Raw genomic sequence first — 13,870 nt, 5'->3', positions numbered from 1 at the left:
CCTGGCGGTGCTCGCCCTGGCGGCGGCGGCTGTGATCCCGATGGCGTCCGCGTGTTCTGATTCCGGCTCCAACCAATCCCAGTCTCCCGGGTCGACCGCGCCCTCATCGGGCAACGGAAGTCACGGACCGTCGTTCCCGCAGTGCGGCGGTGTCAGCGACGAGACGGTGAACAAGTTGACGCAGATCAACGGGCTGGTCAACACCGCCAAGAACTCCGTGGGCTGCCAGTGGCTGGCCGGCGGCGGAATCCTCGGCCCGCACTTCTCCTTCTCCTGGTATCGCGGCAGCCCGATCGGTCGCGAACGCAAGACCGAGGAATTGTCCCGATCCAGCGTGGAAGACATCAACATCAGCGGTCACGGGGGGTTCATCGCCGTCGGAAACGACCCCCAACTGGGTGATTCGCTGTGCGAGGTGGGGATCCAATTCAACGACGACTTCTTCGAATGGTCGGTGAACTTCAACCAGAAGCCGTTCCCCGACGCCTGCAACATCGCCAAAGAGCTGGCGCGGCAGACGATTGCGAACGGCAAATGAGCAACGGCATGTGGCGTCGAATTGTGGTGACCCTGGCCGTGCTGGTCACCGCGTTGTCCATGTCGACCGGTTGCAGCAAATCAGTCGGCGGGACGGCGCAAAAAGCGGGCGCCGGTGACACGCAGCGCAACAACAATTCCGAGCAGCAGTACCCGAACCTGCAAAAGGAATGCGAAGTCCTGACCACCGACGTGCTGGCGAAGACCGTGGGCGCCGACCCGCAGGACATCCAGAGCACGTTCGTCGGGGCGATCTGCCGCTGGCAGGCGGCCAACCCCGGGGGTCTGATCGACATCACCCGGTTCTGGTTCGAGCAGGGCAGCCTGGCAAACGAGCGCAAGGTCGCCGAATTCCTGAAGTACAAAATCGAGAACAAGACGATCGCCGGCGTGGCATCGATCGTGATGAAGCCCGATGACCCCAACGGTGCGTGCGGTGTCGCCAGTGACGCAGCCGGTGTGGTCGGGTGGTGGGTCAACCCGCAGGTGCCGGGGATCGACGCGTGCGCGCAGGCTCTCAAGCTGATGGAGCTCACGCTCTCCACCAATTCTTGAACTCGAACTCCGAACGCTCAGTGCGCTGGTTAACCGTGCCGTCGCATCGGTTTTCGCTTCCCATATGCGGTTATGGCCACCAAAGCGATTGAGAGAGTTAATTTTAATTGACCCGCGAAAGGGTTACCGGCCAATACTTGCGGCCTATACGATCGACGAATGTCTGAAACACCCTCACACGAGCCATCGTCCGCTCCGGCGGACGTCACCGAGTCGGTCGCCGCACCGACGCCCGCACCCGCAGTCGCAACGACGACGACGCCCGTGGCGCGCCCGTCGAAGTTCGCCAAGTGGGGCACGGTGGCGGCCCTGGTGTTAGCGATCCTCGCCGTCGCGGGTGCTGCTTATGGGTACTTCTTCCCGAACGAGACCGCCGCCGCCGCGGGCAAGTACAGCGACAGCCAGCGCAACGACGCCAAGAAGCACATCTGCGAGACCTTCAAAATCGTCGACCGCGCGGTGGTCCGCAACTCGCACCTGAAGAACCCGGACAACGGCGGACCGATCGGCGCGCTGTCGGTTGCGACGGCTCAGCGGTTCGCGTTCTACGACGGCGGCGCCTTCCTGAAGGACCAGGTTGCTGCGGAGCCGGCGACTCCCAAAGAACTGGCGGATAACTCCACCTCGCTCGGAACTCAACTGCAACAGCTCAGCATCGGCTACCTCGCCGGCGCTCAGGACTTCGCTCAGGACGAGTTGCGGCAGAACCTCGACGACAAGATCAAGAAGATCGTCGAGATCTGCAAGTAGACCTTCGACGCCGCGGTCAGCGCGGCACGTGAAAACCGGCTAGCTGGGCGGACCCGAGTTCGAGGTCCGCCCAGCTGCCGTTCAACCGCAGTACGGCCATCGCCGAGGTGGGAAATTTCGTCGAGATGCGTTCGGCGGCATCGGTGTTGGCGGTGGCGGGATCGGCCAATCCCAGTGCCAGTTGCGTCATGGTCGGCTCGTGTCCGACAACCAATAGAGTCGAAACATCACTACCAACGGCATTGATCCGGCCGATCACCGTGCCCGGCGTGCTGTCGTAGAGCTCGTCGTCGTATTCGACCGGTCCGTCAATGCCGGTGCGCGCCAACGTCTCACGGGTGCGGGTTGCCGTCGAGCAGAGCACCGCGTCGATCGAAGGCACGTTGGCCCGAAGCCAGTCGCCGGCCAGACCGGCTTCGCGTCTGCCGCGGGACGCCAACGGCCGGTCATGGTCGGCGACGCCGTCGGGATAGGCCGATTTGGCGTGCCGCAGCAGCACCAACGTGCGATCGTGGTCGCTCACCCGGACGAGGTTACCCGTGCGGTCCGGAGGTCGGTGTGGCTGATGTGACGCCTGCGCATCGGTGAGGTTCGGCTGTGTCGATGCGCGGCGGACCTGCCGATCGACGTCCCGGACTTGTCAGCGGCCCGTCCTAAACTTCGCGGTGCCCGGCCACCCACGGCCGGACATCACGCAGAAGGGACTCCGGCCGCAATGCGATTCGTGCATACCGCCGACTGGCAACTCGGCATGACCCGTCGCTGGCTCGGGGCGGAGGCGCAGCCGCGTTACTCCGCGGCCCGTCGCGATGCGGTGGCCGGGCTCGGTGCCCTGGCGGCCGATTCGGGTGCGGAGTTCGTCGTGGTCGCCGGTGACGTCTTCGAAGACAACCAGCTCGATCCGACTGTCATCAGCCAATCGCTGGAAGCCATGCGCGCCATCGGAATTCCCGTCTACCTGCTGCCCGGCAACCACGACCCGCTGAACGCGGCCTCGGTGTACACCAGTGCGCTGTTCACCGCCGAACGCCCGGCCAACGTCCGAGTACTCGACCGGCCGGGGGTCTACGAGGTTCGGCCCGGTGTGCAGATCGTGGCGGCGCCGTGGAAGTCGAAGGCGCCGACCACCGACCTGGTTGCCGACGTGCTGGCCGACGTCCCGAACGACGGGGTCGTGCGCGTTCTGGTCGCCCACGGCGGTGTCGACGCCCTCGATCCCGATCCCACCAAGCCGTCGCTGATCCGGCTGGCCGGCGTCGAAGATGCGCTGTTGCGCGGCGCAATTCACTACGTCGCGCTCGGTGACAAGCACTCGTTGACCGACGTCGGCAGCACCGGACGCATCTGGTACTCGGGCTCACCGGAGGTCACCAACTACGACGATGTCGAGTCCGATCCCGGCCATGTCCTGATCGTCGACCTCGACGAGGACGATCCGCAGCACCCGGTGACGGTCGATGCCACGCGCGTGAGCCGGTGGCGGTTCAGCACGCTGAACCGGCAGGTCGACAACAGCCGCGACATCGCGGACCTGGACATGAACCTCGACCTCATGCCGGACAAGGATCGAACTGTGTTGCGGCTGGCCCTGATCGGCTCGTTGACCGTCACCGACCGTGCCGGTCTGGACGCCTGCCTGGACAAGTACTCCCGGTTGTTCGCCTCGCTGCGGGTGTGGGACAGCCACAGTGACCTCGCGGTGCTGCCGGCCGACGGTGAATTCAGCGACCTGGGGATCGGTGGATTCGCCGCCGCGGCGGTCGAGGAGCTCGTCGAGGTCGCCCGCGCCGGCGACCAGCAGACCGCGGGTGACGCGCAAGCGGCGCTTGCCTTGCTGCTGCGGCTGACCGATCACGGTCAGCAGGGTCGAGGTGCGGCATGAAATTGCATCGGCTGGTCTTGAAGAACTACCGCGGTATCGAATACCGCGAGATCGACTTCCCGGACCACGGGGTGGTCGTGGTGTCCGGCGCCAACGAAGTCGGCAAGTCGTCGATGGTCGAGGCGCTGGACCTGTTGCTGGAATCCAGGGACCGGTCGAACAAGAAGGAAGTCAAGCAGGTCAAGCCGACGCATGCCGATGTCGGCGCGGAGGTGACTGCTGAGATCAGCGCGGGCGCTTACCGTTTCGTTTATCACAAGCGGTTCCACAAGAAGTGCGAGACACAGCTGACGGTCTTGGAGCCGCGCCGCGAACAGCACAGCGGGGATGAGGCGCACGACCGGGTGCAGGCCATCCTCGCCGAGACGGTGGACACCGGATTGTGGCATGCGCAAAGGGTTCTGCAGTCCGCGTCGACCGACGCGGTGAACCTCTCGGGTTGCGATGCACTGACCCGGGCGCTCGACGTCGCCGCGGGCGACACGGCCGCGCTCTCCGGAACCGAGCCGCTGCTGATCGAACGGATCGACAGCGAGTACGCCCGCTACTTCACCCCGACCGGCCGTCCCACCGGCGAGTGGACCGCGGCGATCAAGGCGCTGGAAGCGGCCAGTCACGAGGTAGACCGATGCGTCGCGGCCGTCGCCGAAGTCGAGGAGCGGGTGCGGCGGCATGCTGCGCTGTCGGTGGAGCTGGCCGAGCTGACCGAGCTGAAGGTGGCCGCCGCGTCCCGGCAAATCACGGCGCAGGCCGCCGCGGATGCCATCGCCCGGTTGGTCGAGCAGCTGCGTGAGGCCGAGCTGATCGCCGCAGCCGCGACCGCGACCAGCGCAGCGTCGACCGCCGCCCACGCCGAGCGGTCCAGACTGCTCGCCGAGAACGATTCGCGCGCAACCACAATCGCCGCACTCGAAGCCGAGGCGCTTGAGGCAGCCGAAGCACAGGCGTTGGCCCGCGACGTGACGGTCGAGGCCGACGCCGCCGTCGAGAGCGCTGACCAGAGTCTCATCGCCGCTCGGGAACGTGCCGAGACCGCGCGGCAGCTCGTCGACAATATCGCCCGCCGCGAGCAGACCCAGCGGCTGACCACCAAGCTCTCGAAAATCGATGCCGCGCTGGCCGAGCGGGACGAGATCGGCAAAGAGCTGTCGACCATTGCCATGACCGACGAGCTGTTGCGAAAGATGGAACAGGCTGCGGCCGCCGTCGAGCGCACCGAAAGCCAGCTCGAACTGGTCTCGGCAACAGTCGAATTCGTCGCTGCCACCGATGTGGAACTGGTCGTCGGTGATCAGCGGGTGTCGTTGCCCGCCGGCCAGAGCTGGTCGACGGTCGCGAACGCCGAGACAGAGGTCGCGATCCCCGGCATCGTGACCGCCCGCGTCACGCCGGGCGCATCCGCGCTCGACATCCACGAGAAACATGCCGTCGCCGCAGAGAAGCTGACGTCGTTGTTGGCGGCGGGTGACGTCGCCGACGTGACCGCCGCCCGCGAGGCCGAACTGCGGCGCCGCGAACTGCAGAGCTCACGGGACCAGCTCTCCGCGACGCTGGCCGGGCTGTCCGGCGACGACGATGTCGAGCAGTTGCGCTTGCAGCTGGCGGAAATGCAAAGTCTGCCATCGGTTCCCGACGATGTGGATGCCGGCGCTGCGCGAGCCGAACTCCTCGAGTCGGTCGCGGCCCGCGCCCAGGCCGAGGTGGACTGTGAAACGCAACGCAAGGTCGCGGCGCTGGCGATGAAGAAGCTCAACGACATCACTGCGCAGGCAACGCGAGTGCAGGACAAGCTGGTCACCCAACGAGCCGAACTGGTCGCCATCGCCGATCGGCTGGCCGAACAGCGCGCCGCCGTGCCCGACGAGCAGTTGGCCGCCACCGTCGACGCCCATACCGCCGCGGCGCAGACCGCTGCGACCAGCGTTGCCGAACTGGCCGATCAGCTGGCCGCGCAGGCACCCGAGGCGGTGGCCGCCGAGCTGGCCGAAGCCGTCGAGGCGGCTGGGGCGGTACAGGCGCGTGACGAGGAGGTCAAACGGAGTCTGCACGAAATCGTCGCGCAGCTAGCGGTATTCGAGACCGAAGGCCGCAAGGGCAAGCTCGACGCCGCCGAGACCGCCTGCGAGCACGCCCGCGGCGAGCATGATCGGGTTGGCTGCCGGGCACGCGCGGTGCAGCTGCTGCGCGAGGTGATGACGCGGCACCGCGATATCACCAAGCTGCGTTACGTCGAGCCGTTCCGCGCCGAGCTACAGCGGCTCGGCAAGCCGGTCTTCGGTCCGAGCTTCGAGGTCGACATCGACAGCGACCTGTGCATCCGCACCCGCACCCTCGACGGCCGCACCGTGCCGTACGAGTCGCTGTCCGGTGGGGCCAAGGAGCAGCTCGGCATTCTGGCCCGGCTGGCCGGCGCCGCACTGGTCGCGAAGGAGGACTCCGTTCCCATCCTGATCGACGACGCGCTCGGCTTCACCGATCCCGCGCGGCTGGTCAAGATGGCCGCGGTGTTCGACACGCTGGGCGAGCGGGGCCAGGTGATCGTCTTGACCTGCACGCCAACCCGATACGACGGCGTCAAGGCGCAGCGAATCGAGCTGTGCGCCTAAACCTCAGCGCATGAATCCGATCGCGGTGTAATCCAGGTCGGCCAGCCCGGCCGCACCGAAGTTGGCCAGCGAGCTGTTGACCGCGATATTGCCGGGGGATTGCACCAGCGGCAGGCTGAATCCCTCGGCCCAGACCAGCTTGTCGACCTCGTTGGCCAGCACCCGCGCCTTGGCCGGGTCCAGCTCCTCGAGGGTCTGCTCGATCTTGGCGTCGATCTCGGCGCTGCCGATCTTGCCGAAGTTGCTCTCACCGCCGGAGGCGTAGATCTGCGTCAACGCCGACAGGGGGAAAGCGTCGCCCATCCAGCCGAATTGGGCGATGTCGAATGCGCCCACGTTGATGTAGTTGGTGAAGAACCCGCTGCCGGCCTTGGCCATCAGTTCGAGCTTGACGCCGATCGCGGCCAGGCTGTGCTGTGCGATCAGACCGAACTGGCGGGTGGTCTGCGCGTCGTAGTACAGGTCGCGCACGACGAGTTGCTTGCCGTCCTTCTCGCGTACTCGCCCGTTGAGTTTCCAGCCCAGCGCATCGAGGTCACGTCTGGCCTTCTCCGGGTTGTAGGCCACCGCGGCGCTGTTGTCCTGATAGCCCTGTTGCCCCTCGACGTAGATGTGATTGTTCAGCGCGGCCGGGTGGCTGTTGAGCCCGTGCTGGCTGACCGCGGCGATGCTCTGCCGGTCGATGCCCTCGGCGACAGCGCGGCGCAACCGCGGGTCGGCCAGGATCGAGCCCTTCGCGCCGTTGAAGGTGAAGTGGTACCAGCTCGGCGTCGGCGCCCGCCGAATCGAGATGCCCTTGGTGCGCCGCGCGATCGTCATCTGATCCAGCCCGGCCACCCCGGTCGCGTCGATCGCCCTGTTCTGCAGCGCCGGTAAGCGGGCGGCATCGTCGAGCACCAGGAACGTGATCCGATCCAGTCGTGGACGCTCGCCCCACCATTTCGGATTGCGGGTCAACACAATTCGCTGCTTGGTCCGATCCAGCTCGGAGACGACGAACGGACCCGCCGACGGGCCAGGCCCGGACAACTGAGCCTTGTTGAACGCATCCGGGGTCGCGGTCATGCTCCTGGGCAACAGCATCGTGTTGCCGGAGAACATGCCGCGCCATTCCGCGTAAGGCTTGGCGAAGGTGATCACCGCCTGCCGGTCGTCGGTGCCCCGGCTGACCGACTTGACCCGCTCGCTGCCGTTGGTGCCCGCGATCGCGAATTCTTTGTCGACTCCACTGGTGGCGTGGATCTGACTGGCGATGTCCTCCCAGCTGAGCGGCGTCCCGTCGGACCAGATCGCCCTCGGGTTGAACGTATAGGTCACCACCTGCGGGTTGGTGCCGGTGAGTTCGACGCTGCTGAAGTATTCGCTGTTGACCGTCGTCGAGCCGTCCGCCCCGATCACGAACGCGCGCGGCATGGTGGCTTTCAGCATGCTGGCAACGTCGGCGGAGTTTCCGTCGATGTTCAAAGTGTTGAAGTTGGAAGGGAATTCCGACAGGCCGAGCCGAAGGTCGCCGCCGTTGCGCAGGGTCGCCGGGTTCTGCGGGTTGATGTCGCTGGTCGCGCCGACGGCGGTGGCGGGACCACCGGGCAGGTAGTCGGCACCCGACGAGCAACCGGCCACGACCATGACGGCGAACATCAGTGCCAGTGCGCGCTTGAGGCGCGTCGTCATCGCGCTACCCATGGGCCGCATCCGGTTGCGGTACAGCGGCCAACAGGCGCTGGGTGTATTCGTGCTGCGGATGGCTGAAAATCTCCTCACTGTCACCCTGTTCGACGATCGCGCCGCGCAACATCACCACCACGCGATGGGCCATGTGTTTGACCACCGAAAGGTTATGCGAGACAAATAAATACGACAATCCGAGCTCTTGCTGAAGGTCCAGCAGCAGATTCAGGATGCCCGCCTGAATCGACACGTCGAGCGCAGACACCGGCTCGTCGAGGGCGAGAATTCTGGGTCGCAGCGCCAGTGCCCGGGCAATCCCGATGCGCTGCTTCTGTCCGCCCGAGAACTCCGAGGGATAACGGCTGGCGTCGGCATGCCGCAGCCCGACCGTGTCGAGCAGCTCGGCGACCCTGTGTTGGGCGTCGGTGTTGGTGAAGCCGTTGGCGCGCAACGGCTCGGCCAGCAGATCGAACACCGGCAGCCGCGGGTCCAAGGCCGCCGCCGGGTCCTGGAAGATCACCTGGATGTCGCGTCGCAACGCCCGCCGGCCCGCCGACGTCAGCGTGGCCACATCGGACCCCAGCACCTCGATCGAACCCGACTGCGGCGCAACCAGTTCGAGTATCTGGTGCAGTGTCGTCGATTTGCCCGACCCCGACTCGCCGACGATGGCCAGTGTGCGGCCCTGCGGCAGTTCGAAGCTGATGCCATCGACCGCGCGGACTTCGCCGACGCTGCGGCGCAACAGCAGGCCCTTCGTCAATGGATAGGTCTTGACCAGATCGCGAACGCGGACCACGACCGTCTGGTCCCCGGTCGGGGCCGCTTCGGGCGTCGTGCTGATCCCGTAGACCTCCGCGGCGCTGCGCCCGACGACGTGTTCGGTGCGGATACATGCCGCGCTGTGCTCGGCGGCCACCGGCACCAGTTCGGGCTCCGCGGAGAGGCATTCGTCGACCACGAGCGGGCAGCGCGGCCCGAACGGGCACCCCGGCTCCAAGGCCGTCAGCGACGGGGGAGCGCCCGGGATGGGTACCAGGCGGGTGCCCTGCCGGGCGTCCAGTCGCGGCACCGATCCCAGCAGCCCGACCGTGTACGGCATCCGGCGATCGCGGTAGACGTCGTTGACCGCGGCGGATTCGACGATCCGCCCGGCGTACATGACCAGCGCCCGATCCGCGAATTCACCGACCACACCGAGATCGTGGGTGATCAGCAGCACCCCCGCACCGGTTACATCGCGGGCTGTCTTCAGCACGTCGAGGATCTGCGCCTGCACGGTGACGTCGAGCGCGGTGGTCGGCTCGTCGCAGATCAACAGATCGGGATCGTTGGCGATCGCGATCGCGATCACCACTCGCTGGCGTTCGCCGCCGGACAGCTCGTGCGGAAATGCCTTGGCGCGCTTGTCGGGCTGCTGAATACCGACCAGCTCGAGCAACTCGACGGCGCGCCGACGGGCATCGCGCTTTCCCGTGCGCGGCCGATGTACCTCGATGGCCTCGGCGATCTGGTCGCCGACCGTGTAGACCGGCGTCAGCGCCGACATCGGGTCCTGGAAGACCATGCCGATCGTGTTGCCGCGAAATCGCGACATGGCCTGGTCGGGTAATCCGATCAACTCAGTGCCCTGCAACCGCACCGAACCCCGGACGTCGGCGTACTCCGGAAGCAGCGAGACCACTGCCATCGCCGCGGTCGACTTACCCGAGCCGGATTCGCCGACGATGGCCACCACTTCGCCGGCGTCGACGTGAAAATCGACGCCGCGCACCGCCTTCAGTGGCGATCCCTCGGTGGGGAAACTCACCGCCAGGTTTCTGACGTCGAGCAGCCGGGTCACGGGCGGCCACCTCGCGGTACGGAGCTCGAGGGATCGAGCGCGTCGCGCAGCCCGTCGCCGGTGACGTTGGCGCACACCAGGATCAGCACCAGCACGCCGGCGGGGAACAGGAACACCCACGGGAACGTCGTCGCGGACTGGGTGCCGTCGGCGATCAGCGTCCCCAGCGACACATCCGGGGGCTGAATGCCGAAGCCGAGGAAGCTCAATCCGGTCTCGGCCAGGATTGCCACGGCGACATTCAGCGCGGTGTCGATGATCAGGATCGAGGCCACGTTGGGCACCACGTGGTGAATGATGATCCGCCAATTGGGCACACCCATATACCGTGCGGCGCGGATGAATTCGCGTTCGCGCAGGCTCATCGTCATGCCGCGGACCATGCGGGAGCTGACCATCCACCCGAAGCCGGCCAGCAGGAGTACCAGCACGATGACGTTGCCGGAACTCTTGGTGCGCGGCGTCAGGATCATGATCAACAGGAACCCCGGCACCACCAGCATGAGGTCGACGAACCACATCAGCACGCGGTCCCGCCAGCCGCCGAAGTATCCGGATACCGAGCCGACCGTCGCCGCTATGCCGGTGGAGATCAGTGCCACGCACACCGCGATCAGCATCGACTTCTGCATCCCCCGCAACGTCTGGGCCAGCAGGTCCTGCCCGAGAGCGTTGGTGCCCATCCAGTGTCGGGCGTTCGGCGACTGCAGCAGCGCGTCGAAATCGAGGTCGCTGAAGGAGTACGGCAGAAACGACGGCAGCGTGTAGCAGCCGACGAACAGCACCAGCAACACCAACAGCGAGGCCACCGCCGAGCGGCGACGCAGGAACCGGCGCAGCACCAGCGTGCGCCGTGACGCGAACTCCGGCGTGATCGTCGCGGTCATGACACCCGAACCCGTGGATCGAGCGCGGCGTAGATGACGTCGGACAGCAGCCCGGCCAGCAAGACCACCGCCCCGGCGAACACCGTGATCGCCGCGACGATGTTGGCGTCCTGGGTCGCGACTCCCTGCACCATCCATTCGCCCATGCCGTGCCAGCCGAAGATCTTCTCGACGAACACCGCGCCGGTCACCAATCCGGCCACGCCGTAGGCGAATAGCGTCGCCAGCGGGATCAGCGCGGTGCGCAGCCCGTGTTTGATCAGGGCGCGACGGCGGGTCAGCCCTTTGGCGCGGGCGGTCCGGATGAAGTCCTGACCGAGCACGTCCAGCATCGCGTTGCGCTGGTATCGGCTGAACCCGGCGGCGCTGCCGAGCGTCAGGGTGAGCGTTGGTAACGCCAAGTGCTGCAACCGATCCACGAACCGGGCGCCCGCATTGTCGATCAGGGCGGGCGAGGTTTCCCCGGTGTACTGGAACAATTGCCAGCCCAGCGCCCAGTTCACCCGCAACGCTCCCAGAATCAACAGGTTGGCGATCACGAACGTCGGCGCCGACAACACCAGCAGGGCCAGCAGCGTGATGGCCCGGTCACTGATGCGGTACTGCCGGATCGCTCCCCAGGCGCCGAGCGCGACGCCGATGAGGGTCCCGGCGACCGAGCCGATCAGCAGCAGCCGGAGGCTGACACCGATGCGGCGCCACAATTCGCCCGAGACCGGCTGACCGGTGATGGTCGCGCCGAAGTCGCCACGCACCGCGTGCGAGGCCCAGTCGGCGTAGCGCAGCGGGATCGGCTTGTTCAGCCCGAGCTGCGCCGCCTTGGCGTCGATCACGGCCTGCGGCGGGCGTGGGCTGCGCTGCATCAGGCTTTCCAGCGGCGAGAACGCCACCGCAGTGAGGCTGAACGTCAGGAACGACGCCAACGCCAGCAGCAGTACGTAGTTGAGCACGCGACGTGCCAGGAAACGGGTCATGGCTACCGGCCTCGCCCCTGTCGCATTCGCACAGACTAGGAGACGTGCGGCCGCGCAGCGCAGGCAACATTGCGATCGGGGTGATTCGGATCGGTGAACTCGCGGCGGTCGCGTCGTAGCGTCGGACCAATGACTGTGACCGACAGCTATCTGGCCAACAACGCCGAATACGCGAAGTCCTTCGACGGGCCGTTACCGCTGCCGCCGAGCAAGCACGTCGCAGTGTTGGCCTGCATGGATGCCCGCATCGACGTCTACCGGGTCCTCGGTATCAACGAGGGGGAGTCCCACGTCATCCGTAACGCCGGCGGCGTCGTCACCGATGACGCGATCCGATCGCTGGCCATCAGCCAGCGGCTGCTCGGCACCACCGAGATCATCCTGATCCACCACACCGACTGCGGGATGCTGACCTTCACCGACGACGACTTCAAGCGCGCGATCCAGGACGAGACCGGGGTCAAGCCACCGTGGTCGGCGGAGGCCTTCCCCGATCTCGCCGAGGACGTCCGGCAGTCGCTGCAGCGCATCGAGAACAGCCCGTTCGTCACCAAGCACACCTCGGTACGCGGCTTCATCTTCGACGTCGCCACCGGCAAACTCGACGAGGTCACGCTCTAGGGCTCATCGCGTCGGGCGTGCCGGGTGTGCCGGTGGCGACGCCGGGTGCGCCGTCCGAGTCCCACCAGTCCCTGCTGTCACTGACCTGGGCACTGTTTCTTTTTTCATTTCGTGAGCACGGGTGATATCACCGAGCCGTTTGTCGCTCAGAGGTGGGCACATCGAACCCCCCAACTCCTGTCGAACACCGCGAATTCGTTGACAGCCGCACGACCTTGCTGGTTTCATACTTGGCAATGTCTGTAATCCTGACCAAATCAACCAACTTTACCGAAGATAGGGAGGGTTGATGACGAGCCAAGAGGCACCCGCGGCCGGGCAATACGAGTTGAGCCACCTGCGGTCACTGGAAGCCGAGGCGATCCACATCATTCGCGAGGTGGCGGCCGAGTTCGAGCGTCCGGTGCTGCTGTTCTCCGGAGGCAAAGACTCGATCGTGATGTTGCAGCTGGCGATCAAGGCGTTTCGGCCCGGCCGTCTGCCGTTCCCGGTGATGCACGTCGACACCGGCCACAACTTCGACGAGGTGATCGCCACGCGCGACGAGCTGGTCGCCGAAACCGGCGTGCGGATGGTCGTCGCGAAGGTGCAGGACGACATCGACGCCGGCCGCGTCGTCGAGACCATTCCATCGCGCAACCCGTTGCAGACGGTGACGCTGCTGCGGGCCATTCGGGAGAACAACTTCGACGCCGCGTTCGGCGGCGCCCGGCGCGACGAGGAGAAGGCTCGCGCCAAGGAGCGGGTGTTCAGCTTCCGTGACGAGTTCGGGCAGTGGGACCCCAAGGCTCAGCGGCCCGAGCTGTGGAACATCTACAACGGCCGGCACTACAAGGGTGAGCACATCCGGGTGTTCCCGCTGTCCAACTGGACCGAGTTCGACATCTGGTCCTACATCGGCGCGGAGAAGATCAAGCTGCCGTCGATCTACTACGCCCATCAGCGGAAAGTCTTCTCCCGCGACGGCATGCTGCTGGCGGTCGACAAACACCTGCAGCCCCGTGCCGACGAGGAGGTTGTCGAGAAAACTGTCCGGTTCCGCACCGTCGGCGACGTCACCTGCACCGGCTGTGTGGAATCCGAGGCGGCCACCGTCGCCGAAGTCGTTGCCGAGACGGCGGTTTCGCGGCTGACCGAACGTGGCGCCACCCGGGCCGACGATCGGATCTCCGAAGCGGGCATGGAAGATCGCAAGAGGCAGGGGTACTTCTGATGGCTACATTGCTGCGCATCGCGACTGCCGGTTCGGTCGACGACGGCAAGTCGACGCTGATCGGGCGGCTGCTCTACGACTCCAAGGCCGTGATGGACGACCAGTGGGCCTCGGTCGAGCGCACCTCTAAAGACCGCGGCCACGAATACACCGACCTGTCGCTGGTCACCGACGGCCTGCGCGCCGAGCGGGAACAGGGCATCACCATCGACGTCGCCTACCGCTACTTCGCAACGCCCAAGCGCAAATTCATCATCGCCGACACTCCGGGCCACATCCAGTACACCCGCAACATGGTGACCGGGGCGTCCACCGCTCAGCTGGCCATCGTGCT

At 66.2% G+C, this 13,870-nt stretch carries 13 protein-coding genes; 8 read left to right on the top strand and 5 right to left on the bottom strand.

Annotation, left to right across the window (positions count from 1 at the left end):
* Positions 1–40 precede the first annotated feature (40 nt).
* From CYU59_RS01010 to CYU59_RS01000, 3 genes are all read left to right on the top strand, one after another.
* Complete coding sequence (locus tag CYU59_RS01010; protein ID WP_292974977.1) at positions 41–538, top strand: DUF3558 domain-containing protein; 498 nt, start codon at positions 41–43, stop codon at positions 536–538.
* Positions 539–546: 8 nt separating this feature from the next.
* Positions 547–1,092 carry a DUF3558 domain-containing protein gene (locus CYU59_RS01005; protein ID WP_292974884.1) on the top strand — a complete coding sequence of 182 codons (546 nt, stop codon included), beginning with the start codon at positions 547–549 and terminating at the stop codon, positions 1,090–1,092.
* 159 nt (positions 1,093–1,251) lie between these two features.
* Positions 1,252–1,842, top strand: coding sequence for a hypothetical protein (locus CYU59_RS01000; RefSeq protein ID WP_292974882.1), 591 nt, complete (start codon positions 1,252–1,254; stop codon positions 1,840–1,842).
* A 16-nt stretch (positions 1,843–1,858) separates the two neighbouring features.
* Here CYU59_RS01000 and CYU59_RS00995 read toward each other — a convergent pair whose 3' ends face one another.
* The gene (locus tag CYU59_RS00995; protein ID WP_292974880.1) at positions 1,859–2,365 is read right to left on the bottom strand and encodes a histidine phosphatase family protein; all 507 of its coding nucleotides are present in this window, start codon (positions 2,363–2,365) and stop codon (positions 1,859–1,861) included.
* Positions 2,366–2,557: 192 nt separating this feature from the next.
* Between CYU59_RS00995 and CYU59_RS00990 the strand changes: the two genes are divergently transcribed.
* Together CYU59_RS00990 and CYU59_RS00985 are read left to right on the top strand one after the other, a co-directional pair.
* A complete protein-coding gene (locus tag CYU59_RS00990; protein WP_292974878.1) occupies positions 2,558–3,724 on the top strand; it encodes an exonuclease SbcCD subunit D in 1,167 nt (388 codons plus the stop codon).
* The gene (locus CYU59_RS00985; RefSeq protein ID WP_292974876.1) at positions 3,721–6,330 is read left to right on the top strand and encodes an AAA family ATPase; all 2,610 of its coding nucleotides are present in this window, start codon (positions 3,721–3,723) and stop codon (positions 6,328–6,330) included. The genes CYU59_RS00990 and CYU59_RS00985 overlap by 4 nt, the downstream gene beginning before the upstream one ends.
* A gap of 3 nt (positions 6,331–6,333) precedes the next feature.
* Here the strand turns inward: CYU59_RS00985 and CYU59_RS00980 are convergent, their stop codons facing one another.
* The 4 genes from CYU59_RS00980 to CYU59_RS00965 are packed head-to-tail and all read right to left on the bottom strand — an operon-like array spanning position 6,334 to position 11,702.
* Positions 6,334–7,956 carry an ABC transporter family substrate-binding protein gene (locus CYU59_RS00980; protein ID WP_292974975.1) on the bottom strand — a complete coding sequence of 541 codons (1,623 nt, stop codon included), beginning with the start codon at positions 7,954–7,956 and terminating at the stop codon, positions 6,334–6,336.
* A 49-nt stretch (positions 7,957–8,005) separates the two neighbouring features.
* Positions 8,006–9,841 (bottom strand): ABC transporter ATP-binding protein, encoded by a 1,836-nt coding sequence (locus CYU59_RS00975; RefSeq protein WP_292974874.1) that lies wholly within the window; start codon positions 9,839–9,841, stop codon positions 8,006–8,008.
* Entirely contained in the window at positions 9,838–10,728 is an 891-nt protein-coding gene (locus tag CYU59_RS00970; RefSeq protein WP_292974872.1) for an ABC transporter permease, read from the bottom strand. Before CYU59_RS00970 ends, CYU59_RS00975 begins: the two co-directional genes overlap by 4 nt.
* The gene (locus CYU59_RS00965; RefSeq protein ID WP_292974870.1) at positions 10,725–11,702 is read right to left on the bottom strand and encodes an ABC transporter permease; all 978 of its coding nucleotides are present in this window, start codon (positions 11,700–11,702) and stop codon (positions 10,725–10,727) included. Before CYU59_RS00965 ends, CYU59_RS00970 begins: the two co-directional genes overlap by 4 nt.
* A 129-nt stretch (positions 11,703–11,831) precedes the next feature.
* Between CYU59_RS00965 and CYU59_RS00960 the strand changes: the two genes are divergently transcribed.
* From CYU59_RS00960 to CYU59_RS00950, 3 genes are all read left to right on the top strand, one after another.
* Positions 11,832–12,323, top strand: coding sequence for a carbonic anhydrase (locus CYU59_RS00960; RefSeq protein WP_292974868.1), 492 nt, complete (start codon positions 11,832–11,834; stop codon positions 12,321–12,323).
* Positions 12,324–12,612: 289 nt separating this feature from the next.
* Positions 12,613–13,536, top strand: coding sequence for a sulfate adenylyltransferase subunit CysD (gene cysD / locus CYU59_RS00955; RefSeq protein ID WP_292974866.1), 924 nt, complete (start codon positions 12,613–12,615; stop codon positions 13,534–13,536).
* Positions 13,536–13,870: GTP-binding protein (locus CYU59_RS00950; RefSeq protein WP_292974864.1), on the top strand; the 335-nt coding region annotated here is incomplete at its 3' end. The genes cysD and CYU59_RS00950, both read left to right, overlap by 1 nt.

It is taken from the genome of Mycobacterium sp. (assembly GCF_002863225.1).
Lineage (GTDB): Bacteria > Actinomycetota > Actinomycetes > Mycobacteriales > Mycobacteriaceae > Mycobacterium.
Note: the sequence above shows the minus strand (reverse complement) of the source record. Positions and strands in the feature narration are given on the sequence as shown.